General features: G+C 63.7%; 21 protein-coding genes. 8 read left to right on the top strand and 13 right to left on the bottom strand.

Features of this window, described 5'->3' with window-relative positions; translation table 11 throughout:
- Nucleotides 1-105: 105 nt before the first annotated feature.
- The 12 genes from AC1VXC_RS12370 to rpsF all read right to left on the bottom strand — a co-directional run bounded on the left by AC1VXC_RS12370 (nt 106) and on the right by rpsF (nt 17,304).
- Nucleotides 106-1,725, bottom strand: a complete 1,620-nt coding sequence (locus AC1VXC_RS12370) for an acyl-CoA synthetase (RefSeq protein ID WP_313169998.1) — start codon at nt 1,723-1,725, stop codon at nt 106-108.
- A gap of 319 nt (nt 1,726-2,044) precedes the next feature.
- Entirely contained in the window at nt 2,045-4,744 is a 2,700-nt protein-coding gene (gene gyrA, locus AC1VXC_RS12365; protein WP_481539945.1) for a DNA gyrase subunit A, read from the bottom strand.
- A 722-nt stretch (nt 4,745-5,466) separates the two neighbouring features.
- A complete protein-coding gene (gene mtnA, locus AC1VXC_RS12360) occupies nt 5,467-6,531 on the bottom strand; it encodes an S-methyl-5-thioribose-1-phosphate isomerase (RefSeq protein WP_313169994.1) in 1,065 nt (354 codons plus the stop codon).
- A 61-nt stretch (nt 6,532-6,592) separates the two neighbouring features.
- Nucleotides 6,593-7,276, bottom strand: coding sequence for a DUF3011 domain-containing protein (locus AC1VXC_RS12355; protein WP_313169992.1), 684 nt, complete (start codon nt 7,274-7,276; stop codon nt 6,593-6,595).
- A gap of 122 nt (nt 7,277-7,398) precedes the next feature.
- On the bottom strand, nt 7,399-8,346 hold the full coding sequence (gene epmA / locus AC1VXC_RS12350; RefSeq protein ID WP_313169990.1) for an EF-P lysine aminoacylase EpmA: 948 nt from the start codon (nt 8,344-8,346) through the stop codon (nt 7,399-7,401).
- On the bottom strand, nt 8,343-8,819 hold the full coding sequence (locus tag AC1VXC_RS12345) for an N-acetyltransferase family protein (RefSeq protein WP_481539231.1): 477 nt from the start codon (nt 8,817-8,819) through the stop codon (nt 8,343-8,345). The genes epmA and AC1VXC_RS12345 overlap by 4 nt, the downstream gene beginning before the upstream one ends.
- On the bottom strand, nt 8,816-11,293 hold the full coding sequence (gene ligA, locus AC1VXC_RS12340; RefSeq protein WP_481539230.1) for an NAD-dependent DNA ligase LigA: 2,478 nt from the start codon (nt 11,291-11,293) through the stop codon (nt 8,816-8,818). The genes AC1VXC_RS12345 and ligA overlap by 4 nt, the downstream gene beginning before the upstream one ends.
- 185 nt (nt 11,294-11,478) lie before the next feature.
- Nucleotides 11,479-12,219 carry a cell division protein ZipA gene (gene zipA / locus AC1VXC_RS12335; RefSeq protein WP_481539229.1) on the bottom strand — a complete coding sequence of 247 codons (741 nt, stop codon included), beginning with the start codon at nt 12,217-12,219 and terminating at the stop codon, nt 11,479-11,481.
- 48 nt (nt 12,220-12,267) lie between these two features.
- The gene (gene smc / locus AC1VXC_RS12330) at nt 12,268-15,771 is read right to left on the bottom strand and encodes a chromosome segregation protein SMC (RefSeq protein WP_482995050.1); all 3,504 of its coding nucleotides are present in this window, start codon (nt 15,769-15,771) and stop codon (nt 12,268-12,270) included.
- Between the two features lie 233 nt (nt 15,772-16,004).
- Nucleotides 16,005-16,454, bottom strand: coding sequence for a 50S ribosomal protein L9 (gene rplI / locus AC1VXC_RS12325; protein WP_313169980.1), 450 nt, complete (start codon nt 16,452-16,454; stop codon nt 16,005-16,007).
- Between the two features lie 176 nt (nt 16,455-16,630).
- Entirely contained in the window at nt 16,631-16,861 is a 231-nt protein-coding gene (rpsR, locus tag AC1VXC_RS12320; protein ID WP_002804494.1) for a 30S ribosomal protein S18, read from the bottom strand.
- An 11-nt stretch (nt 16,862-16,872) separates the two neighbouring features.
- Complete coding sequence (gene rpsF / locus AC1VXC_RS12315) at nt 16,873-17,304, bottom strand: 30S ribosomal protein S6 (protein WP_293708576.1); 432 nt, start codon at nt 17,302-17,304, stop codon at nt 16,873-16,875.
- A gap of 247 nt (nt 17,305-17,551) precedes the next feature.
- Here rpsF and AC1VXC_RS12310 point away from each other — a divergent pair, with 247 nt between their 5' ends.
- Nucleotides 17,552-18,766: an MFS transporter gene (locus AC1VXC_RS12310; RefSeq protein WP_481539227.1), complete on the top strand. Its 1,215-nt coding sequence runs from the start codon at nt 17,552-17,554 to the stop codon at nt 18,764-18,766.
- 228 nt (nt 18,767-18,994) lie between these two features.
- On the opposite strand, the gene AC1VXC_RS12305 is transcribed toward AC1VXC_RS12310, so the two are convergent.
- Nucleotides 18,995-19,333, bottom strand: a complete 339-nt coding sequence (locus AC1VXC_RS12305; RefSeq protein ID WP_313169977.1) for a HesB/IscA family protein — start codon at nt 19,331-19,333, stop codon at nt 18,995-18,997.
- A 149-nt stretch (nt 19,334-19,482) separates the two neighbouring features.
- On the opposite strand from AC1VXC_RS12305, the gene asnS reads away from it, so the two are divergent.
- From asnS to kynU, 7 genes are all read left to right on the top strand, one after another.
- Nucleotides 19,483-20,877, top strand: coding sequence for an asparagine--tRNA ligase (asnS, locus tag AC1VXC_RS12300; RefSeq protein WP_313169976.1), 1,395 nt, complete (start codon nt 19,483-19,485; stop codon nt 20,875-20,877).
- A 32-nt stretch (nt 20,878-20,909) separates the two neighbouring features.
- Entirely contained in the window at nt 20,910-21,215 is a 306-nt protein-coding gene (locus AC1VXC_RS12295) for a hypothetical protein (RefSeq protein ID WP_313493014.1), read from the top strand.
- Entirely contained in the window at nt 21,212-21,523 is a 312-nt protein-coding gene (locus AC1VXC_RS12290; protein WP_313169972.1) for a hypothetical protein, read from the top strand. Before AC1VXC_RS12295 ends, AC1VXC_RS12290 begins: the two co-directional genes overlap by 4 nt.
- A gap of 10 nt (nt 21,524-21,533) precedes the next feature.
- Nucleotides 21,534-22,178 carry an FMN-binding negative transcriptional regulator gene (locus tag AC1VXC_RS12285; RefSeq protein WP_313169970.1) on the top strand — a complete coding sequence of 215 codons (645 nt, stop codon included), beginning with the start codon at nt 21,534-21,536 and terminating at the stop codon, nt 22,176-22,178.
- Nucleotides 22,179-22,259: 81 nt separating this feature from the next.
- Nucleotides 22,260-22,922, top strand: coding sequence for a carbonate dehydratase (gene can / locus AC1VXC_RS12280; RefSeq protein ID WP_313493013.1), 663 nt, complete (start codon nt 22,260-22,262; stop codon nt 22,920-22,922).
- Nucleotides 22,923-23,217: 295 nt separating this feature from the next.
- A complete protein-coding gene (locus AC1VXC_RS12275; protein WP_313169967.1) occupies nt 23,218-23,745 on the top strand; it encodes a 3-hydroxyanthranilate 3,4-dioxygenase in 528 nt (175 codons plus the stop codon).
- Nucleotides 23,746-23,795: 50 nt separating this feature from the next.
- A complete protein-coding gene (kynU, locus tag AC1VXC_RS12270; protein WP_481539226.1) occupies nt 23,796-25,070 on the top strand; it encodes a kynureninase in 1,275 nt (424 codons plus the stop codon).
- Nucleotides 25,071-25,074: the final 4 nt, after the last annotated feature.

Below are 25,074 nucleotides of genomic sequence, written 5' to 3'. Positions count from 1 at the left end.
CCGGGGCGGGCCTCCGTCTTCCTTTCTTCGCGCTAGCTGCGCCCCCCCGCTGTCCGGCCGCCCCCGCCACTACGGAGCTCTCCCCCACCGACAGGCTTGCATGCATCAGTCGATATCGACCAGTTCCCTGGCCACGTCGCGCAAACTGAACTTCTGCACCTTGCCGGTAGCCGTGCGCGGCAGCGGACCAAAAACAAAACGCCGCGGCAGCTTGAAGCTGGCCAGGTGCTGGCGGCAATGCGCCAATGCCTCGGCCGCCTCCAGGCTCGACGTTTCCTTCAGCTCGACGAAGGCACAGGGCGTTTCGCCCCACTTCGGATCCGGCCGTGCGACCACCGCCGCTGCCAACACTGCGGGATGCCTGCACAGCACATCTTCCACTTCAAGCGAGGAGATGTTCTCGCCGCCGGAAATAATCACATCCTTGGACCGATCACGGATCTTCACCGCGCCATTCGGATAGACCACGGCAAGATCACCGGTATGGAACCAGCCGCCGGCAAAGGCTTCGCTGGTTGCGCGCGGGTTCTTCAGATAGCCCTGCATGGTGATGTTGCCGCGGAACATGATTTCGCCAACGCTGACGCCATCCCACGGCACGGGCTGCAGGGTTTCCGGATCCAGCACCTGCATGTCTTCCTGCAGCAAACAGGCCACACCCTGGCGGCTGTTGAGCTCGGCCCGTTCGGCAATGGGGAGTTGCGTCCACTCGGCCTGCGGCTGGCAGATGGATGCCGGGCCATAGACCTCGGTCAGACCATAGACATGGGTAATCTCGACCCCCATGCGCTCCATCGCTTCCAGCACGGCGGCCGGTGGCGCCGCACCGGCGACCTGGCCCTTGATCCCAGCCAGGCCCTGCTTGCTCTCTTCGGGCGCAGCTGCCAGCGCGGCATGGATTACCGGGGCGCCGCAATAGTGACTGACAGCGTGTTCGCGCATCAGCTCCAGCACGCGCTTGCGATCAAACCGTCGCAGGCAGACCTGGGTGCCGGCCACCGCCGCCATGGTCCACGGGAAACACCAGCCGTTGCAGTGGAACATCGGCAGCGTCCACAGGTACACCGGGTGTTGCGGCATGCCCCAGTCGATGATGTTCGCCACCGCATTCAAGTAGGCACCGCGATGGTGGTAGACCACACCCTTGGGATCACCGGTGGTGCCGGAGGTGTAGTTGAGGGTGATGGCATCCCACTCATCGGCTGGCAACTCGAACTCAAAGTCCGGATCGCCGGTGGCCAAAAGCGCCTCGTACTCGATCTCGCCGAGGAAGTCGCCGCTTTCGATCTCTGCATCGTCGACATCGATGACCTGCGGCGGTTGCTTGCAAAGTGCCAAGGCCCTTTCCATCAGCGGTGCGAACTCGCGATCACTGAATACGATTTTGGCCTCGCCATGGTCCAGCATGAAAGCCAGGGTCTGCGCATCCAACCGGGTATTGAGGGTATTCAGCACCGCACCCAGCATCGCCGGCCCGTAGTGCAGTTCGATCATTGCCGGAGTATTGGGTAGCAACGCCGCAACGGTATCGCCTTTGCCAATGCCCTGGCGCTGCAGGGCCGAAGCCAGCCGACGGCAGCGCTGGTAGACCTGTGCCCAATCCAGACGACGTTCGCCGTGGATCACCGCCAGACGCTGCGGATGCACGGTCGCGGCCTTGCGCAGGAAGCTCAGCGGCGTCAGCGCGGTGTAGTTGGCCTGGTTACGGCCAAGATCCTGGTACATCTGGAGCCTCTCCCTCTGCATGGATTTTGCGGGTAGAGAGTCGGCCAGCCGGGTGGTGTTTGTCGCTGCGACATTAGTCGCAGGGATTTGGCTTGGGATTTGAGGCTGCTGGCCAGAAGCTTGCCCTCACCCCAACCCCTCTCCCGTAAACGGGAGAGGGGCTCAGTGCACCACGAGCGCGAGCATTGCTAGCCCCTCTCCCGCCCGCGGGAGAGGGGTTGGGGTGAGGGCAAGCTTTGAGCCGATAGAGCCAGACAAAAAGCACCACAAAAAAAGCGCCGGCATGCCGGCGCTTTCTCCGAACCCAAAGCCTGCAGAATCAGGCCTCCGGCGGTGTTGGTGCCATGGCTTCCCCAGCCTCGACTGCGTCGTCCTCCAGCACCTCCTCTTCGGCCTCAAGCGATGCATCCAGGCGTTCGACGGCCTGCAGCTTCTCGCCCTTGGACAGACGGATCAGGGTCACACCCTGGGTATTGCGGCCGACGCGCGAGATCTCCGAGCCACGGGTACGCACCAGGGTGCCACCGTCGGAAATCAACAACACTTCGTCGCCCGTGCCCAGCAGCACCGCGCTGACCAGCTTGCCATTGCGCTCACTGGTCTGGATGCCGATCACACCCTGGGTGCCACGCCCCTTGCGCGGGTAATCGGCCAACGGCGTGCGCTTGCCGTAGCCATTCTCGGTCGCCGTCAGGATGTACTGCACGCCTGCGTCGTCGGCAGCGTCGACGATCTCGCCACCGTCCACTGCCACTTCCTCGACACCGTTGTCGTCTTCGTTCTCATCCTCAACGCCGCCAGCACTTTCGGCGACGATCAGGCTGACCACTTCCTCACCCTTGGGCATCTTGATGCCACGCACGCCAGTAGCGGTACGGCCCATCGAACGGACCTTGTCCTCGCCGAAGCGAACCGTCTTGCCATTGGAGGCAAACAACAGGACGTCGCGCTCGCCGTCGGTCAGGCCTACACCGACCAGGGCATCACCTTCGTCGAGGTTGATGGCGATCTTGCCGCGCGCCAGACGGAATGCGAACTCGCTAAGCGGGGTCTTCTTGACCGTACCGTTGCGGGTTGCAAAGAACACGAAGTGGTTTTCATCGTACTCACGCACCGGCAGCACGGCCTGCACGCGTTCACCGTTCTCCAGCGCGATCCAGTTGATGATCGGGCGGCCACGGGCGTTGGAACCGGCTTCCGGCAACTGGTGTACCGGCAGCCAGAACACCTTGCCCGAGCTGGTGAAGGTCAACAGTGTGTCGTGCGTGTTGACCAGCCACAGCTGCTCGATCGAATCCTCGTCCTTGGTCGCGGCGGCACTGCGGCCGCGGCCACCACGACGCTGCGCGCGGTAGGCACTGACCGGCTGGCGCTTGACGTAACCGGCACGCGACAGGGTCACGACCACGTCTTCCGGCGCGATCAGATCCAGGATATCCAGATCTTCTTCGCTGTGGCGGATCTCGGTGCGACGGTCGTCGCCAAACTCGGCACGGATGCTTTCCAGCTCCTCGCGGATCACCTGCAACAGCACATCCGGGTTCTCCAGGATGCGGATCAGGCCGGCGATCACTTCCAGCAGCTGCTTGTACTCTTCCGTCAGCCTGTCCTGCTCCAGCCCGGTCAGGCGGTGCAGGCGCATTTCCAGGATCTGCGTGGCCTGGACGTCGCTGAGCTGGTAGTTGCCGTTGACCAGACCAATGCCCTTGGGCAGGTCTTCCGGGCGCGATGCCTCCGCGCCGGCGGCGCCCAGCAATGCACCCACCAGGCCCGGCTGCCACACCTTGGAGAGCATGCGCTCCTTGGCTTCAGCCGGGTTGGCCGAGGTCTTGATCAACTCGATCATTTCATCGATGTTGGCCAATGCAACGGTCAGGCCTTCCAGCACGTGCGCACGTGCGCGCGCCTTGCGCAGCTCGAAGATGGTGCGGCGGGTGACAACCTCGCGGCGATGGCGGATGAACGCCTCCAGCATCTCCTTGAGGTTCATCAACTTCGGGCGGCCGTCGACCAGCGCCACCATGTTGATGCCGAACACCGACTCCATCTGGGTCTGCTGGTACAGGTTGTTGAGCACAACCTCGGCAGACTCGCCACGCTTGATTTCGATGTAGATGCGCATGCCGTCCTTGTCGGACTCATCGCGCAGCTCGCTGATGCCTTCGAGCTTCTTTTCCTTGACCAGCTCGGCGATCTTCTCGATCAGCCGTGCCTTGTTCACCTGGTACGGAATCTCGGTGACGATGATCGACTCGCGACCATTGTCGGCCACTTCGATATCGGCCTTGGCACGGATGCGCACGCGGCCACGGCCGGTGCGGTAACCGGCGATGATGCCGGCGGTGCCATTGATGATACCGGCGGTCGGGAAATCCGGGCCCGGGATGTATTCCATCAGCCCATCCACGTCGATCGACGGCTCGTCGATCAGCGCGATGCAGGCATTGATGCACTCGGTGAGGTTGTGCGGCGGGATATTGGTCGCCATGCCCACCGCGATCCCGGCCGAACCGTTGACCAGCAGGTTCGGGAACCGGGTCGGCATGACCGTCGGTTCCAGCTCCTTTTCATCGTAGTTGGGCTGGAAATCGACGGTTTCCTTGTCGATATCGGCCATCAGCTCATGCGTCAGGCGCGACATGCGCGCCTCGGTGTAACGCATTGCTGCAGCAGAGTCACCGTCGACCGAACCGAAGTTACCCTGGCCGTCCACCATCATGTAACGCAGCGAGAACGGCTGCGCCATGCGCACCAGCGTGTCGTAGACCGACGCGTCGCCATGCGGGTGGTACTTACCGATGACGTCACCGACGATACGCGCCGACTTGTAGTACGGCTTGTTGCTGTGCGCGCCCAGTTCATTCATCGCGAACAGGACGCGGCGATGAACCGGCTTGAGGCCATCGCGGGCATCGGGAAGTGCGCGGCCGACGATCACGCTCATCGCGTAATCGAGGTAGCTCTTGCGCATCTCGTCTTCCAGGTTGACCTGGATGATTTCCTTGGCGTTTTCTGCCATTCGGGTTCCGTTGTCAGGTAGCGATCCTGTCCGGTGACGACTCCTTGACGGGCCGCCCTGCCGGGATCTGGGATCAACCTGCGGAGTTTATCACAAAGGGCGGTTTTTCGGCGCTGGTTCAGGTCCTTTTACCGGAAGAAATCAGGAACTTAGGGGCGCCTTGCCGGGTGAGGTGAGCCATGTCCTGCTGGGCCCTTGTCGAGGAACCGGGCAGGAGCTGTACAAGCTGCGAAGCCAAAGACTCCGCAGATCGCAACATCGCCGGCGATTCAGGCATTGCCAGCTTTGCGGCTGACGCCGCTCCCACAAGCATGAAAGCCTCATGTAGAGCCGAGCCATGCTCGGCTGAGGACTTACCGGGCAAGCCCCTGCCGAGCATGGCTCGGCACTACCGGCTGGTTTGTGCCCGTGAGCACTGTCGGAAGGATTCACTGTAGGGCCGAACCAAGCTCGGCTGAGGCCGTACCGGGCGAGCCCCTGCCGAGCATGGCTCGGCACTACCCGCTGGTTTGTGCCAGTGGACACTGTCGGAAGGGTTCACTGTAGAGCCGAGCCATGCTCAGCTGCGGCCGTACCGGGCAAGCCCCTGCCGAGCATGGCTCGGCACTACCGGCTAGGTTGTGCCCGTGAGCACTGTCGGAAGGATTCACTGTAGAGCCGAGCCATGCTCGGCTGAGGATCTACCGGGCAAGCCCCTGCCGAGCATGGCTCGGCACTACCGGTCAGTCGGGGAACGCGGCGGCCATCGTCGCCAGGTCCGGCTTCAGGATTACGCCGCGCTCGGTGACGATGGCGTCGATCAACTCGCCCGGAGTCACGTCGAACACAGGATTCCAGGCGGCAATGCCCTCGGCCACGGTGCGCACACCGCCGACGCCAAACAGTTCGCCCGGGTCACGCTGTTCGATCTCGATCTCGTCGCCATGGGCAGTACCCATGTCCACGGTCGAAGACGGGGCAACCACCATGAATTTCACGCCGTGATGGCGCGCGGCAATGGCCAGTTGGTAGGTGCCGATCTTGTTGGCGGTGTCGCCGTTGGCACAAATACGGTCAGCGCCGACGATCACCCATTGCACCGCACCGGTCTTCATCAGGTGCGAGGCAGCCGAGTCGGCAATCAAGGTTGCATCGATTCCGTCCTGCTGCAGCTCCCAAACGGTCAGGCGTGCACCCTGCAACCACGGCCGGGTCTCACCGGCAAACACCTTCCCAATGCGCTCCTGCGCAACGCCAGCACGGATCACGCCCAAGGCGGTACCGAAGCCGGCGGTGGCCAGCGAACCGGTGTTGCAATGGGTCAGCACGCCGCTACCCGGTGCAATCAACGCTGCACCCAAGGCGCCCATATGACGGTTGGCGGTAAGGTCTTCATCAGCGATTGACTGCGCTTCAAGCGCGGCGACCAGCTTCCAGTCCGAACCGGCAGCGGCCAAAGCGCGACGCATGCGCGCCAACGCCCAGGCCAGGTTGACCGCCGTGGGACGTGAGGCATTGAGCCGATCCAGCGCCGGTGCCAGCGCCTGCAATGCAGCTGCACCGTCATTGGCCTGCACCTCACGCGCCGCCAGCACCACACCCCAAGCGGCGGCAATTCCGATCGCGGGCGCACCGCGCACGGTCAATGCGTGAATGGCCTCGGCAACCGCATCGCTGTCGTGGCACAGCACGTGCTCGACGACAAACGGCAGCTTGCGCTGGTCCAGCAGCTCCAGGGCCTCGCCGGTCCAGCGGATCGGGCGGATATGGTCGTAACGGGCGTAATCAATGGCAGGGGTATCGTTCATGCGCCCATTGTAATCGGCGCTGCCCGGCACGCATCAACAACCTACTGCCCGCACCATCGGCTCAGTCAGCGGAGAATTCGCCGCGGCATCCCTTGTCCACCCAGATGCCATTGCGGTCCCAGCCCCAACTGTCCCCTTCCCGGCAGGCAGCATGGGACAACTGCTCCACCAGCGTGACCCGACGCGTGACGCTTACACCACATTCGCGCCGCAACTCGCCCTTGGATTCGCAGATCACCCGGCGCGGGGTATCGACAAAGCCAGAGCCATCCTCGGCCCCCACTTCAAACAGGCCCTGGCATCCGCGACTGACCCAGATTTCCTTGCCGCTGTATCCCCAGCTACGGCCCTCGCGGCACGGCAGCACCGATTGCTGCCGCAGCAGGCGCACCGGCGCCCCGCGCAGCACCACCGGGCATACCTCCGTGCGCCCCTTTGATTCGCAGCGCACTACGCGGCGTGTCGTGCGTGTTGTGGCCTGGGGCCGGGCGAATTCAGCACTGCAGCCCTGGCTCACCCAAACCGCGTTGTCTTCCATGCCCCAGCTGGTCTCACGGATGCAATCGCGCTTGGACAGTTGCCGCACCAGTTGTACGCCGGCGCGGGTATCCATCGGGCAGAACGTCCGCGGTTGCTCACCCGATTCACAGCGCACTACCTCACGGCCCGCCGCTGCGGGCGCAGGCTCCTGGGCTGCCAGCACGCTCGGCGCCAGCAATAACAGCACGCCGCAGACCCGCTTCATCAGACGCTCCCCTGTTCGGTCATGATGGGTTCCGATGGTCACACACTGCCTGAGTCATTGTGAGCAAAGCATTATCTTGGTCGCCGCCACGCTGCATATCCATGATCCAGCGCAAACCAGCATCAGGCGTTGGCGAAATCAAACGCCAATACATCGCCAATACGCGGCGTACCGGCCAGGGCCATCAGCAGTCGATCCACGCCAACTGCAACACCGGCACAGGCAGGCAACGACGGCAATGCCGCAAGAAAGGCTTCATCCAGGGGCGGTTGTTCAGCCCCGCGCGCCGCACGGATCGCCAGATCGCGCTCGAATCGCTGGCGTTGCTCGACTGCATCGTTCAGCTCGTGGTAGCCGTTGGCCAGTTCGACCGGACCCAGGTAAAGCTCAAAACGTTCAGCCAATGGCGGCGTGCCCGGCCGGATCCTGGCCAGCGCGGCCTGGCTGGCCGGCCAGTCATGGATCACGGTGATGGCATCGGCCGCGAACTGCGATTGGATGCGATGGCTCATCAGCAGATCCAACCAGTCGTCGCGGGTCAGGCCATCAGGCTGGATGCCGACTTCGCCCAGACCCGCACGCAGCTGTGCTTCGTCAGCGAGGAACGGATCCAGCGCCACTGCCTGCATGAACAGCTCGCGGTAGCTGACGATGCGCACCGATGCAGGCGGCCGCTGCACCATTGCCAACGCCTCCTGCACCAGCGCAATGGTTTCTTCGATCAGGCGGTGATGATCCCAACCCACCCGATACCATTCCAGCATGGTGAACTCGGGGTTGTGGCGCCCGCCGGCCTCGCCGTTGCGGAACACCCGGCCCAGTTCGTAGCAATCACCCACACCGGCAGCCAACAGACGCTTGAGCGGATACTCCGGCGAGGTGCGCAACCAACGCTGCGGCGAACCGGCATCGACATGCCCGCTGAAGCGGGTATGGAAGCCCTCGATGTTCGGCTCGGTATTGCCGGCCGCCGACATGATTGGGGTCTCCACTTCCAACACATCGCGCGCGGCAAAGAAACCACGAATCAATGCATTCAGGCGTGCGCGCTGACGCAGGGCCTCGATCACGAGTGCAGGCGCCCGGACGCCCCGTTCAAGGACAAGGTGAGGATGTCGCGCTCGTCGTCGCGATAGCCCGCCGACAGATACAGCGACTTGGCCTTGGCGTTGTGGTGGTTCACTTCCAGGCGGATGACCGCCGCGCCCTGCCCTGCAGCCCAGTCACGGGCCAGCGCCAAGGCCTGTCGCCCCCAGCCACGACCGCGTGCAGCCGGGCCCAGGTACAACTCATCCAGCAATACGAAACGACCGCCCTGCTCGACGCTGAAGCACCAGCCCAGGGTGATGTAGCCGACCACGCTGTCGCCATCGAGCAGCAGCAACGCCGCGCCACAGCTTGGCTGCTCCAGCAGCGTCTGCAGACCGGGCTCGACCCGTTCGGCGATATAGGGAATCTGATCTTCCACATAGAAGTCACGCACCATCGCGATCAGCTGCGGGAAGTCTTCCAGTTGCGCCAAGCGCGCCTTGATCTCACTCATGCCTGTTCTCCGTGCTCGGCGAGGAAGGCAAGCAGACGCGCTTCGTCCCATACTTCCACACCAAGCTCATTTGCCTTGTCCAACTTGGAGCCGGCTTCGGTACCGGCCACCACGAAACTGGTTCTCTTCGACACACTGCCAGAAACCTTGGCTCCCAGCGCTTCCAGCCTTGCCTTGGCCTGATCGCGGCCCATCTGCGCCAAGGTACCGGTCAGCACCACGGTTTTGCCATCAAGCACACCGGCGACCTGCTCCTGCGCCTCTGGCGTGATCGCAAGCAGACGCTCCAGGGCAACGCCAGCATCGGTGAACAGCTGTGCGTTGGCATCGACATTCAGCCAGGCGACCAGCGCATTGGCGGTCTCCGCTGGCAGACCGGCGGTCATGAAATTGTGTGCTTCTTCATCCAGAATCGCCGCCGTCGAACCGAACGCTTCAGCCAGTTGGCGTGCGCGTACCGGTGTGACCTTGGGAATCTCCAGGTCCGACAACAAGGTAGCCAGATTCAGATCTGCACGCAGCTTGGCGTTGGGGGCGTGCGTATCGCTGATCCGCACGCCACGCTCCAGCAACGCATCAATCGCCTGCTGATTGCCCGGCTGGGCCATGAAGTGACCAATCGAACGGGCTACTTCACCGCCGATGTCGGGCACGCGCTTGAATATTGGCCACGGCAGGTGACGGATCAACTCGAGATCACCAAACCACGCCGACAAGGCCTTGGCGGTGCTTTCGCCCACGTGTTCGATGCCCAGTGCGAACAGCAGGCGCTCCAGCGTGGTATTGCGGCTGGCGGCAATCGCAGCAATCAGGTTGTCAGCCCATTTGGTGGCGATCTTCCTGGTGTTCCACTGGAAGCTGGCCGGCACCGACAAGGCCTGTGCGCGCCAGGACGCATCATCCGCATCCAGCTTGAGGATGCGATTGAGGGTGTCGCCGCTGCCTTCCGGCTGCAGGTGCAGGCCGAGCTGCGAAGCGAGTGCTTCCGGCGAATCGGCATCCAGCGCCAGCTTCAGTACCAGCAACTGGTCGCGATTGAGTGCATACAGGTCGGCAACACCGCGCACGATGCCGGCATCCACCAACACCTCGATGTACTTGTCACCCAAGCCATCGATATCCATCGCCTTGCGCGAGGCGAAGTGGGCAATGGCTTCCTTGCGTTGCGCCGGGCAGCTCAGCTCACCCGAGCAACGCCAGGCCGCCTCGCCTTCCTCGCGCACGATTTCCGAGCCACACACCGGGCAGGCACGCGGCATCTGCCACGGCGTGGTGCCTTCAGGGCGGCGATCAACAATGACACTGACCACTTCCGGAATCACATCGCCAGCGCGACGCACGATAACCGAGTCGCCGACCCGTACATCCAGGCGCGCGATCTGATCGGCGTTGTGCAGGGTGGCGTTGGTGACAACGACCCCAGCCACATGCACCGGCTTCAGCCGTGCAACCGGCGTCGCCGCACCGGTACGACCGATCTGGATCTCGATGGCTTCAACCGTGGTGGTCTGTTCCTGCGCCGGGAACTTATGCGCAATCGCCCAACGCGGTGCGCGTGCGACGAAACCCATTTCCTGCTGGCCTTCGCGATCATCGAGCTTGTAGACCACGCCATCGATGTCATAGGCCAGGCTGTCGCGGCGCTCACCGATATCGCGATAGTACGCCAGCAGACCTTCGGCGCCCTGCACCACCTTGCACAGGTCGCTGACCGGGAAACCCCATTGCGCCAGCTGCGCCAAGGTTGCCGAATGCGTCCCGGGCAGTTCGCCACCGGACACTTCACCAAGGCCATAGGCATAGAAGCTCAGCGGCCGCTGCGCGCTGATCTTCGGATCAAGCTGGCGCAGTGAACCGGCGGCGCCATTGCGCGGATTGGCCAGCACTTTGCCGCCATGCAGGCGCGCCTGCTCGTTGTAACGCTCGAAGTCGGCGCGCGGCATGTAGACCTCGCCACGCACTTCCAGCACCTCCGGCCAGCCTTGCCCAGCCAGCTGCTGCGGGATGACCTTGATCTGCCGCAGATTGGCACTGACGTCTTCGCCAGTTGCACCGTCACCACGGGTCGCCCCCTGCACGAAAACGCCGTTCTCGTAGCGCAGGTTGATGGCCAGACCATCCAGCTTGGGTTCGGCGGAGAAGTACAGCTCGCGACGATGCAGGCGCTCATCGATGCGGCGCACGAAATCATGCACCTCGGCATCGCTGAAGGCATTGCCCAGCGACAGCATCGGCACGGCATGCACGACTTCAGGGAAGCGCGATGATGGCTTGCCGCCTACCTGATGGCTGGGCGAGTCGGCGCTGTCCAGTTCCGGATGCGCGGCTTCCAGCGCTTCCAGCTCGCGCATCAACCGGTCGTACTCGGCGTCCGGGATGATCTGCTCATCGTGCTCGTGATAGGCACGCGAGGCGTCTGCCAGCTGGCGGCGGAGTTCGCTGATGCGCCGGGTGGCGTCGGTATTCTGATTCATGTGGCGATTTTACCTGCGCGAAGTGTTGGCGCGGTAAAAGCAGCTGCTGCGAGTGCAACCTTGTTTGCTGCGAACAGCCCCCCTCCCCGACCCTCCCCTACGCTGCGCGCAAGGGAGGGGAAAAAGCCCTGCTCCCTCCCTTGGCGTAGCCAGGGGAGGGTTGGAGAGGGGTAGCTTTTAAATCCTCACCAACGCGGCGACTTGGTCAACGGCGGCGCCTGGTGCTGGCGGTCATAAGCACGCAGGTCATCGCGGATATGCGCGATACGCTGGCGGCCCAGGGCATTGCGGCTGTCATCCAGCACCACGCCATCGAGCAGTTCGCCCATGCGCTGCACGGTCGGCAGCATCTTTTCCCAGGCATCAAGCGCGGTCATCGGCGCCGGCAAGGTCAGGAAGAAGGCGATGGCCGGGGTTTCCATGTCGCGGATGTTGGCCATGTCGAAGCTGCCCGGCTTCATGATGCTGGCCATCGAAAAGATCGGGCCGCGCTCCGAATGCCCTTCCACCAGACGATGGAACACATTCATGTAGCCGAAGACCAGACCGGTCTTCTCCGCCGCCACCACGATGTCTTCGCCACGCAGTACCTGCCCGGAACGGGCAGCCACGTACAGCGAGACGATCTTGTCGAAATCCTGGGTAGGCCGCTTGCCCAGCTCACTGAGGTTGCTTGCGTCCACGTCAGGCAGACCGAGCTCAGGCTGGGTTACGCCGTCATCCTGCGCAGCGCCCTCGCCCGCTTCGGCAGCCGCAGCACCCTCGGCGCCTCCCAGCACCGGTTCACGACGCGGGCGCTCGGCGTCAGCCGGCTCCTTGCGTTTGCCCTGGGCCTGCCGCTTGGGCCGGCTGAAAAAGAAAATGGCTGCGACCAGCAAAATGCCGGCCACCAGAATGCCGATACGCAACAGTGCCATGTCAGACATGCGTTGCAGTCTCCGGGTTAATCGTTCAGGTGGTTAAAGGATGGCATGTCAGGCGGCGCCCGCCAATCGGGCAGCCTCTTCCAGGTCAACACTGACCAGGCGACTGACGCCGGGCTCGCGCATGGTGACACCCGACAACTGGTGCGCCGCCTCCATCGTCGCCTTGTTGTGGCTGACGAACAGGAACTGCACCTTCTCGCTCATTTCCTTGACCATATTGGCCAGGCGGCCGACGTTGGCCTCGTCCAGCGGCGCGTCCACCTCGTCGAGCAGGCAGAACGGGGCCGGATTGAGCTGGAAGATGGCAAACACCAGCGCCACCGCGGTCATGGCCTTCTCGCCGCCGGACAGCAGCGAGATATTGGAAACACGCTTGCCGGGCGGCCGCGCCATGATGGTCACGCCGGTATCGAGCAGATCTTCGCCGGTCAGTTCCAGATAGGCATGGCCGCCGCCGAACAGGCGCGGATACAGCGCCTGCACGCCGGCATTGACGCGGTCGAAGGTGTCCTTGAAACGGCCACGTGTCTCGCGGTCGATCTTGCGGATCGCGTCTTCCAGGGTTTCCAGTGCGGTGTTCAGATCGACGTTCTGCGCTTCCAGGTACTCCGAGCGCTGCGAAGCTTCGCCGTACTCATGGATCGCCGCCAGGTTGACCGGCTCCAGCCGCCGCATGCGGCCGTCGATCTGGTGCACCGTCGATTCCCAATCCGACACGCGCGCGTCTTCGGGCAAGGTGTTGATCACGTCCTGCAGCACAAACCCGGCCTTCTCCACCGCGGCCGCCAGCTGCTCGGCACTGAGCACCAAAGCCTGCTGGTCGAGCTTGCGCTGGGAGATACGCTCGCGCTGCGCCAGCGATTGCTCATCACGCTGATGACGCGTTTGTTCCAATCCACGCAGTTCGTGGTCAATACCGTCGAGCAGGGTCCGCGCTTCGGCCAGCACGCGATCCACACGCACACGCTCGGCCAACGCGTTCTGGTGCTCGGCCTCCAGCGCATGGACCGGCGTACCCCCCTCATCCAGCTGTGAGTGCAGCTCGCCCAGACGTGAATCGAGCTGGCCACGCTGGCTGCCCATACGCTCCAGCGCGTGGCTCAGCGAACTGATCTGGGTGCGCTGCGACTCCAGCGTCAAGGCCAGTGCATGCATGTTGTCACGCACGTTGCGCGCCGCATCCCGGGCCTGGTCGCGCGCTTCGCTCATCTGCCTGCGTTCGCTTTCCAGCGCGTGCCGGGCCGACTCCAGGTCGCCCATGCTGGACACGGCCTCATCCAGGCGCAGGCGCGCCTCGCTCGCCTGTTCGCGGCTGGCGTCCAGCGTTTCCAGCAGCTGCGCCAGCTCACCTTCGATACGTCCAATGCGCGTGCGCGTGGATTCCAGCTTGCCTTGCTGGCTCTGCAACTGCCCCGCCAATTCGGACCCGGCGCGATGCGCTTGATACAACGAACGCTGCACATCTTCGCGCTGTTGCTCGGCAGCCAGCAATTGCTCACGCAAGCCAGCCAGCTGCTGCTCCAATGCGGCCTCACGCTCCTGCAGGGATTCGATCTGCTCGCGCAAGGTGACGATCTCGCGTTCGCGCAACAGCGCGCCCTGCTCGGCGGCACCGGAGCGCGACATGCGCACCCAGCCCTGCCCCAGTCGTTCACCGCCACGGGTAATCACCGACTCAGCGCCACCCAGCGTGCGCTGTAGTTTCTGCGCCTGCGCAAGATCTTCAGCGCCATGCAGGTGCGCCAGCAAGCGGCGGATCGCCAACGGCCCCTGCACTTTCGCCGCCAATGAAGTCGGCGCGAACTCATCCTTGCCATCGGCGTCTGCAACCAGTGCGATGCGCCCTTCGCCCAGCTCAGCCAACGCATCAACCAAGGCTTCCGGCGCATCCACCAGCACACCTTCGATCAGCTGACCAAGCGCGCTTTCAACTGCGTTTTCCCAGCCACTTTCAACGGTGATGCGCTCGCCGACGCGCGCGGCCGAATCCAGGCCGCTCGCCTTCAGCCATGCTGCCGCCGCCCCCTGTTCCTGGCCGAGTGCTGCCTGCTGCAGCGTTTCCAACGAGGACAAGCGGCCACGCGCGGACTGTGCCTGCTTGCGAACGTCGGCCAGCTCAGACTGGCCGGCGCGCTGCTGCTCCTGCAGTGCCGCCACCGATTCCTTGCGCAACTCCACCTGCTCGTTCAAGGTTTCCAGCGCGGCCTTCTGGGTCTCATGTTCCAGCTGCATCTGCTCGAAGGCTTCCGCCAGCGCATCCAGATCCAGGCCGGCGCGCTCTGCCTGCAATGCTTCGCGGCGGCGATCGGCTTCGAGAATCTGCTTGTCCAGGTAGTCCACGCGGGTGCGCTCAACCTCGCCGGAGCGGGTCGCCTCGGAGGTATTCCGATTGTGCGCTTCCCAGCGCTGCTGCCAATCGGCGAGCCTTGCTTCGGCCTCGCGCAGCGCCTCCTGGCGGATCTCATTCTCTTCCTGCAGCTGCTCCAGCTGCGGCTCGGCATTTTCGACCGATTCGCGCAGCACGATCAGCTTGGCTTCGTCACCACTGATGTGCTGACCAAGTTCCGACAACGCCTGGCGGGTCTCGTCGCGCGCCTTGTGCAGGCGCTGCGCCAGCTCGCGCTGATGGTGAATCTGCTGCTCGAGCCGGGCCAGGGTACTGCCCACCTGGTAGACATCAGCCTGCGCCTTGTTCAGGTTTTCCGCCGCCTCTTCGCGGCGCACGCGGCCGGTTTCAATGCGGCTTTCCGCGTCGCGCTGTTCGGCGATCAGCTGCTGCAGCTTGGTTTCCTCGCGCGACAGCGCTTCACGCAGGCCGCCCAGGCGCCCGTCAAGCCCGCGGAATTCCAGCGCCTTCCATTCTGCATCCTTGACCCGGCGCTCTTCCTGCAAGGCCTGGTACTGCTCGGCCTGCCGTGCCTGCCGCTTGAGGTGTTCGAGCTGCTTGCCGATTTCCTCGCGCAGGTCATTGAGCCGATCGAGGTTTTCGCGGGTGTGGCGGATGCGGGTTTCGGTTTCCTTGCGGCGCTCCTTGTACTTGGAGATGCCGGCGGCTTCTTCCAGATATATGCGCAGGTCTTCCGGGCGCGCCTCGATGATCTGGCTGATCATGCCCTGCTCGATGATCGAGTAGCTGCGCGGGCCAAGGCCCGTGCCCAGGAACAGATCGGTGATATCGCGGCGGCGGCACTTGGTGCCGTTCAGATAATAATTGCTGCTGCCATCGCGGCTTACGGTGCGCTTGACCGAGATTTCGTTGAACGAGGCGTATTCGCCGGAAATCGTATGGTCGGTGTTGTCGAAGATCAGCTCCACCGTGGCCTGTGACACCGGCTTGCGGCCCGCCGAACCGGAGAAGATCACGTCGGTCAGCGAATCGCCGCGCAGGCGGCTGGCCGAGCTCTCACCCATCACCCAACGCACCGCGTCGATGATGTTGGACTTGCCGCAGCCGTTGGGGCCAACGACACCGGTCATATTGGTCGGCAGGTGCAACGTCGTGGGATCGACGAAGGACTTGAAACCGGAGAGCTTGATCGTGGATAGACGCATGGAATCGGGCTGTTGGCGGACGTCGGCTGCCACTGCCGACACCCGGAGGGATGGTCCGGAGGTTCCGTCCCCGAGCTCAAATCATTGATATTCCTTGGAATTCAAATGATCAAGCGCGGCACTGGCAACCGAGTATAGCGACACCCATGGCCACTGGTGGGGCCTGGCCTGCAGGCCGGCCAAAAGAAACGGGCGCCTTGCGGCGCCCGTTCTTTACAACCAGTCCGGCAGAATCAAGCGTCGGCTTCGACGATGACCTTGACGGTGGTTTCCACGTCGGCGTGCAGCTTGACGATGACGTCGAACTCGCCAACGTTGCGGAAAGCGCCTTCGCCCAGGATCACTTCGCTCTTGCTCAGCTCCAGGCCGGCAGCAGTGAAGGCTTCAGCGATGTCACGCGGGCCAACAGAACCGTACAGCTTGCCTTCGGTCGAAGCGTGCGCACCGATGGTGACGCTGGCGCCTTCGAACTTGTTGGCACGGGCCTGTGCTTCGTCGTGCGAGGCCTGGGCCTTGGCTTCGTACTGGGCGCGCTTGGCTTCGAACTCGGCGATGTTGGCTTCGGTGGCCGGCACGGCCTTGCCCTGCGGCACGAGGAAGTTACGGCCGTAGCCCGGCTTCACGTCAACCAGGTCGCCCAGGCCGCCGAGGTTGGTCACTTTCTGGATAAGAATCAGCTTCATGGTGTAGCTCCGTTATTCGTTAGCGGCGCCAATGGCTCCGCAACGCTTGCTGTCCGAATAGGACGGGTTTGAGGCGATAAGCGAGTAAAGGGGAGTGAGAAACGGGAAAGGACAAACGCCCTACTCCCACCTCTCACTTCCCATCGCGGCGCATGCGCCGCGACTCACTTCTGCACTCAGACGTCGTGGTTGTCCGTGTACGGGATCAGGGCCAGGAAACGGGCGCGCTTGACGGCCGTTGCCAGCTGGCGCTGGTACTTGGACTTGGTGCCGGTGACGCGGCTCGGAACGATCTTGCCGTTCTCGGTCAGGTACTGGCGCAGGGTGTTGAGATCCTTGTAATCGATCTCTTTCACGCCTTCAGCGGTGAACTTGCAGAACTTGCGGCGGCGGAAGAACTTGGACATGAAAGTGCTCCTTATTCAGCAGAAGCGGCGTCGTCGCCGGCTTCGTCATTGTTGGAAGATGCACCTTCTTCGTCGTCACGACGACGGCGCTCGCCACGCTCGGGCTTGTCACCCTTCTCGTCCTTGCTCTTCATGATCAGCGACTGCTCGGTGTCAGCCTCGTCACGCTTGATGACCAGGTTGCGCAGCACGGCGTCGTTGAAACGGAAGCTCTCGGTCAGTTCGTTCAGAACCGACTGGTCAGCTTCGATGTTCAGCAGCACGTAGTGAGCCTTCACCAGGTTCTGGATCGGGTAAGCCAGCTGGCGGCGGCCCCAGTCTTCCAGACGGTGGATGGTGCCGTTGCCGGCTTCGACCAGCGCCTTGTAGCGCTCGATCATGGCGGGGACCTGTTCGCTCTGGTCCGGATGGACCAGGAACACGACTTCGTAATGACGACTCATGTTTTCATACCTTTCGGATGTGGCCCTGATGGGCCGGACAGCCCCCCGCCGTGGTTTGCGGTGGGGCAAGGGTTCCTGCACTGGAGCGCAGGAAGCCGGGCATTATCCACTGCGCAAGGGCCCGAGGCAAGTCGCCCGACTGGCGCAACACAGCATCCGGCATCGAAAAGCCGCCGATGAGGGCTGATTGCTGCGACGCAACAGTACACTATGTAACCGATTCCACGCCCCTCCCGGACCACCCGACGTGAATTCCACGCTTTCCCTGGCAGCGCAGCTGACGCCGCGCCAGCGCACTTTCATTCTCATTGCGCTCTCACTGGGCGGCTTCGCCATCGGCACCAGCGAGTTCGCCAGCATGGGACTGATGCTGGAGATCAGCCGCGGCCTGGCCATCAGCGAAGCCCAGGTAGGGCATCTGATCAGCGCCTACGCCATCGGCGTGGTGGTCGGCGCACCGTTGTTGGCCTTTTCCGGCGCCAGCCTGCGCCGCCGCACCCTGCTGCTGTGGCTGATGGGTTTCTATGCCGTAGGCAACCTGGCCAGCGCGCTGGCCCCGACCTACCACAGCATGCTGCTGGCCCGCTTCGTGGCCGGCCTGCCGCACGGCGCCTACTTCGGCGTCGCAATGCTGGTTGCCGCCTCGATCAGCCCGCCCGAACAACGTGGTGCCGCCGTGTCCAAGGTACTGCTGGGCCTGTCCATCGCCATCCTGCTGGGCAATCCGCTGACCACCTGGCTCGGCCAGCAGTTCAACTGGCGCAGCGCCTTCGTTCTGGTCAGCCTGCTGGCCATCGCCACGGCGGCCCTGGTCGCACGGCAGCTTCCGGCGGACCCGGCCGAAACCCGCACCTCGCCGATGCGTGAGCTGCGCGCATTCAACACCCCACAGGTGTGGCTGGCACTGGCGATCGGCGCGATTGGCTTTGCCGGCATGTTCTGCGTCTTCACCTATCTGGCCCCGACCCTGGTCAACGTCACTGGCATCAATGAACGCTGGATGCCGGTCGCGGTTGGCCTGTTCGGGGTGGGCGCGATCATCGGCAATGTGGCCGGCGGCAAGCTGGTCGACCGGCTGCAGTTTCGCGCCGCCGGCTTGCTGCTGGCGTGGTCCATCGTCGTGCTGATGCTGTTCCCGCTGGCCGCGCATTCGGCCTGGGCAATGGTGCCGGCGATCATCGCCGTGGGCACGATGGGCGCCCTGGCGGTGGCCCTGCAGACCCGACTGATGGATGCCGCCGGCGAAGCCCAGACCCTGGCCGCCGCCTCCAACCATGCCGCCTTCAATACCGCGAACGCATTGGGCCCATGGCTGGGTGGCATGGCAATTGGCGCCGGCTATGGCCACGCTTCTACCGGTTATGTGGGCGCAGCGACGGCAGCGGCAGGCTTGTTGCTGTGGGGTATTGCGGTGATGTTGCAGCGTCGGCAGAACGCACCAGAACAGTTGGCCACCGACTGACGTAGTGCCGAGCCATGCTCGGCAGAAGCTTTCCCAACAAAGCCAACCTGTAGTGCCGAGCCATGCTCGGCAGAGGCCTCATGCACAACACTATCCCGGACATCGTCGGGAATGCTCCAGCCGAGCATGGCTCGGCTCTACAGGGGGAGCGCCCCGTGCGCCGGACCTTCCCGGCCCCGACACCTGACCCGCTTCGCGGCTTACGCCGCTCCTACAACTACACGCGACTCAGCGGTGCATGTCGTCAGTAGTGAAGCTCTCGCCGCAGCCGCATTCGGCCGCTGCGTTGGGGTTCTTGAAGGTGAAGGTCTCGCTCAGGCCCTGCTTGCCGAAGTCGATCTCGGTGCCATCCACCAGCGGCAGGCTCTGGGCATCCACGTAGATGCGCACACCATCCTGCTCGAACACGGTGTCACCCTCGCGCTCATCCTTGGCCAGGTCGGTGATGTGGCCCCAACCCGAGCAACCGGTGCGGGTCACGCCAAAACGCAGGCCAAGCGCCCCCGGGGTGCTGCTGACGAAGCGCTGCACGCGGGAATGGGCGATGGGGGTCAGATGAACAGCCATGGTAGGGCGACTCCAGCAGAATTACGGTCCAATTATAGATGTGGGCGGCCCGCCGGACTGCAAGCGTGGATAAATGCTCGCCTGCCCGGGCGTTGAGCCGCTAAAATCTCGCATTCACAGATCGAGTCGATCAACAGAGGATTCAAGTCATGACGGTGGTCAGCGTTGCACACGCCCTTGCCGGGAAGTTCCCGGAAGGCGGAGAAGTCACAGTCCGCGGATGGGTCCGCACGGTGCGCGGCTCGGCTGGACTGGCCTTCGTCAACGTCAGCGATGGCTCGGGCTTTGCCCCGATCCAGGTCGTGGCCACCGAAGCGCTGTCCAATTTCGAAGACATCAAGAAACTGACCCCGAGCTGCTCGGTGATCGCCACCGGCACGCTGGTCAAGTCGCAGGGCAAGGGCCAGAGCTTCGAGATCCAGGCGCAGAGCCTGGAAATCGTCGGCTGGGTCGAAGATCCGCTGACCTACCCGATCCAGCCCAAGCCGATGTCGCCGGAGTTCCTGCGCGAAGTGGCGCACCTGCGCCCGCGCACCAACCTGTTCGGCGCGGTCACCCGCATCCGTGACTGCCTGTCCAAGGCCGTGCACCGTTACTTCCACGAGAACGGCTTCTACTGGATCAGCACGCCCATCATCACCAGCTCCGACGCAGAAGGTGCCGGCCAGATGTTCCGCGTCTCCACGCTGGACATGGCCAACCTGCCGCGCACCGGTGACGGTGAAATCGACTTCAGCCGTGACTTCTTCGGCAAGGAAACCTTCCTGACCGTGTCCGGCCAGCTCAACGTCGAGGCTTACTGTCTGGCACTGAGCAAGGTCTACACCTTCGGCCCGACCTTCCGCGCCGAGAACAGCCACACCACCCGCCACCTGGCCGAGTTCTGGATGGTGGAGCCGGAAATCGCCTTCGCCGACCTGGCCGAAAACGCGCGTGTGGCCGAAGAGTTCCTGAAGTACCTGTTCCGCGCGGTGCTGGACGAGCGTGCCGACGATATGGCCTTCATCGCCGAGCGCGTGCAGAAGGACGCCATTACCCGCCTGGAAGCCTTCGTCAACGCACCGTTCGAGCGCATCGAGTACACCGATGCGATCAGCCTGCTGCAGAAGTCCGGCAAGAAGTTCGACTACCCGGTCGAATGGGGTCTGGATCTGCAGACCGAGCACGAGCGCTGGTTGACCGAGGAGCACGTCGGCCGCCCGGTCGTGGTGACCAACTACCCGGAACACTTCAAGGCCTTCTACATGCGCTTGAACGACGACGGCAAGACCGTTGCCGCGATGGACGTGCTGGCCCCGGGCATCGGCGAGATCATCGGCGGCAGCCAGCGCGAAGAGCGCCTGAACGTGCTCGACGCACGCATGGCGCAGTTCGGTCTGGATCCGGAGCACTACCAGTGGTACCGCGATTTCCGTCGTTATGGTTCGGTGCCGCATGCCGGTTTCGGCCTGGGCTTCGAGCGTCTGGTGGTCTATGTCTGTGGCCTGTCCAACATCCGCGATGCGATCCCCTACCCGCGCGCACCGGGTTCGGCGGAGTTCTGATTCATCTGATCCAGTAACAGGAGGCGGCGCCGTTGACCTTGTTCTTCGCTCTTTGCTTCGTTGGCGTGGCCATTGCCGGCCTCAGCGCCTTCCTGATTTTCTGGCCATTGACGCTGGTCCATATCCGCGACCGGCATCCGGCGCTGGCATCCGAATTCGGTGCCGGCGCCTTTCTCAAACCAGAGTGCCTGCGCTGGCTGCTGGGCCGTGGCTTCAGCGGCATCGCCGACCGCTCGCTGTCCGGATTGGCCACGCCCGCCCGCATCGCCCTGCTGGTAACGTTCGGCGGACTGGGCATGGCACTGCTGTTGTGGCTTTTTTCGCAGGTAATGAAATGACTGATTTCGAGAACACTCCCGACCAGTGGTGGCTGGCGCAGCTCGGCGGCACCCTGATCTGGGCGCGCCTGCGGGTTCGCCCGGGCGGCACCGCCGAAGTACTGGACAGCGACGGCAACACGCTGAGCTATGACAGTGAAGACACTGCCCGCGCACAGCTGTTCGACGCCGAGTTCGTCGCCTTTGATGGCCTTGACGAAGAAGACGCGCTGCACCGTGGTTTCTCGCTGCACGAAGTGAGCCCACCGCAGGGCGACGACGACACGCTGCGCGAGCGCATGGTGCAGTTGCTCGGCACCCGGGTCTAAGCGGCCTTTCGTGTTCGCCCAGCGCGCCTTCATCGAGACCGAGCTGCTCTGGCTGGATCGCCTGCTGGCGCGTGACCCGTTCGTGACCTTGCTGACCACCGGCGGCGACGGATTGCCCGAACTGACCCGCGTGCCGGTGCTTTATCGGCGCGAAGGGCACAAGGTCGAACTGATCGGGCATTGGGCCCGAGCCAACAAACAGTCACGTCACCTCGGCCGCGCCAAGGTGTTGGTCAACGGCCCGCAGGGCTATGTATCGGCCAGTTGGTATCCGGACAAGGAAAGCGCGGCGCGCGTCCCTACCTGGAACTACGCCGCCGCTGAACTTGTCGGCGAACTGCACAGCTTCGACGACACGGCGGCATTGGCTCAACTGCTGTCGGACACCAGCAACTTCTTCGAGGCCAGCGTCGGCCAGGGCTGGCAGTTCGATGCCGGCCTGGACGATCACGCCCCCTCGCTGCGCGCCATCGTAGGCTTCCGCCTGGACGTGCAGCAGATCCAGATCAAACTGAAACTGAGCCAGAACCACCCGCAGGCGAACCAGCTGGCGGTGATCAAGGCCTTGCATGCCTTGAATACGCCCGATGCCAGCGAGCTGGCCCAGTGGATGCAGCTATACCGCAGTGAGCATGGCGATCAATCCGATGATTGAACCCAGCCCCGTTTCCCGCGACGTTGCCGTGCAAGCGCGCAGCAGCGCCCTCCCCCTCCAGATCGCAAGGGAAGCTTCACCATGAAAGACATCCATAACCTGCTGCAGAAAAACCGCGAATGGGCGGACCGGATCGAGAAGGAAGATCCCGACTTCTTCCATCAACTGGCCAAGCAGCAGAGCCCCGAATACCTGTGGATCGGCTGCTCCGATTCACGCGTACCGGCCAACCAGATCATCGGCATGGCACCGGGCGAAATCTTCGTTCATCGCAACATCGCCAACGTGGTGGTGCATACCGACCTGAACTGCCTGAGCGTGATCCAGTACGCGGTGGACCAGCTCAAGATCAAGCACATCCTGATCGTCGGCCATTACGGTTGCGGCGGCGTGCATGCAGCACTGAACCATGTGCGCGTTGGCCTGGCCGACAACTGGCTGCGCCATGTTGGCGATGTCGCCCAGAAGCACGACGATATCCTCTCGCAGATCGACGACCCGGAGCTGCGCCACGCGCGCCTGTGTGAGTTGAACGTGATCGAGCAGGTGGTCAACGCCTGCCGCTCGACCATCGTGCAGGACGCCTGGGCCCGCGGCCAGAAGCTGATGGTGCACGGCTGGGTCTACAGCCTGCGCGACGGCCGCGTCAGCGAGATGGGCATTGATGTGGGCTCGCCGGAGGAGCTGCAGCCGGCGTATGAGAAGGCCTTGTCGTTTGTGCCGCGGAAGGGCAAAAGGCACTGACAGCCAACCTGCCGAAGCTAGGCTTCCTCCCCTCTCCCGCTCGCGGGGTGAGAGGAGCAGCTTGCGAACCACAGGTTCGCTGCTACTCGAACGCCCTTGCGCCAGCGCAAGGGCCGGGGCGCGGAGCGGGGGCTGGGGGTGAGGGCCTACCGCCCCAGCCAAGCCAGGAACCAACCCTCATCCGCCCTCCGGGCACCTTCTCCCGAAGGGAGAAGGAAAAAGCAAAGGCTTCGCCCTCCGGGCACCTTCTCCCGGCGGGAGAAGGAAGCAGCCACCCTCACCAAACAGGCCCCGCATGCTCCCCCTACCCCTGAACCTGCTCGGCTGGATCGAAGAACACCGCCACCTCCTGAAGCCGCCGGTCGGCAACAAGATGATCGAGAACGGTGACTTCATCGTCATGGTGGTTGCCGGCCCCAACAGCCGCAACGACTACCACTGGGATGAGGGTCCGGAATGGTTCTACCAGCTTGAAGGCGAGATGGTGCTGCGGGTGCAGGAAGACGGCGCAGTGCGCGACATCCCGATCCGGGCCGGCGAGATCTTCCTGCTGCCCCCGCGTGTACCGCATTCGCCGCAGCGCATGCCCGGATCGATCGGTCTGGTGGTCGAGCGCAAGCGCCTGGACCATGAGCTCGATGGCTTCATGTGGTACTGCCAGCAATGCAACCACAAGATCTACGAGGAGTTCTTCCACCTGAAGAACATCGAGACCGATCTGCCCAAGGTCTTCGACCGGTTCCATGCCTCGACCGAACACCGTACCTGCAGCCAATGTGGGGCCGTGCATCCACTGCCAAAACCGGTCACGCCGGAAGCCTGAGCGGCCGGGCGCGGTTACACTGCGGCTACATCCTCGACGTGTCCGCACCGATGAACGAAACGCTGTCACCCGCTCATGCCACCGCACTTGATGCTGCCGATCCGCTGCGCCACCTGCGCAGTCAGTTCCTGATCCCGCAGCACCAGGGCGCCGACCAGGCCTACTTCGTCGGCAACTCCTTGGGCCTGCAGCCACGCGGCGCACAGGCGATGATGCAGGAGGTGATGGATCAATGGGGCCGCATCGCCGTCGAAGGCCACTTCACCGGTCCGACGCAATGGCTGAGCTATCACCGCCTGGTGCGCGATTCCCTGGCCGGCGTGGTCGGTGCGCTGCCGCATGAAGTGGTGGCGATGAACACGCTGAGCGTGAACCTGCATCTGATGATGGTCAGCTTCTACCGCCCCAGCAGCGAGCGCCCGGCGATCCTGATGGAAGCTGGTGCCTTCCCCACCGACCGCCACGCGGTCGAGGCACAGATCCGCTTCCATGGCTTCAACCCGGCCACCGATCTGATCGAAGTGCAGCCGGACGAAGCCAGCGGCACCATCTCGATGCAGGCCATCGAGCAGGCCATCAGCGAACACGGCAAGCGCGTCGCGCTGGTACTGTGGCCGGGCGTGCAGTACCGCACCGGCCAGGTGTTCGACCTCGACGCGATCACCCGCCTCGCCCGCGCGCACGGCGCCAGCATCGGTTTCGATCTGGCCCACTCGGTCGGCAACGTGCCGTTGAACCTGCATGATGTCGCACCCGATTTCGCGGTGTGGTGCCACTACAAGTATCTGAATGCAGGTCCCGGTGCGGTTGCCGGTGCCTTCGTGCACGAACGCCATGCCAAGGACACCTCACTGCCGCGCTTCGCCGGCTGGTGGGGCCACGAACAGGCGACCCGCTTCCAGATGGCGCCGGAGTTCGTGCCGGAACGTGGCGCCGAAGGCTGGCAGCTGAGCAATCCACCTGTGCTCGGCCTTGCGCCGCTGCGTGCATCACTGGCGCTGTACGACGAAGCCGGCATGGATGCATTGCGCACCAAGTCACTGAAGATCACCGGCTACCTGGAAGCCATGGTGCGTGCGCGCCTGGACCATGTGCTGCAGATCATCACGCCTGCCGAACCCGAGCGCCGCGGCTGCCAGCTGTCGCTGCGTGTGGCCGGTGGCCGTGCACAGGGGCGCTCGCTGTTCGAGTACCTGCAATCGGTAGGCGTGCTCGGCGACTGGCGCGAGCCCGATGTCATCCGCATCTCGCCCACGCCTTTGTACAACCGCTACAGCGATGTCTACCGCTTCGTCGATGAAGTGGAAACCTGGGCTGGCGTCTGACCAA

The sequence above is a fragment of the Stenotrophomonas sp. STEN033 genome (assembly GCF_056856655.1).
Note: the sequence above shows the minus strand (reverse complement) of the source record. Positions and strands in the feature narration are given on the sequence as shown.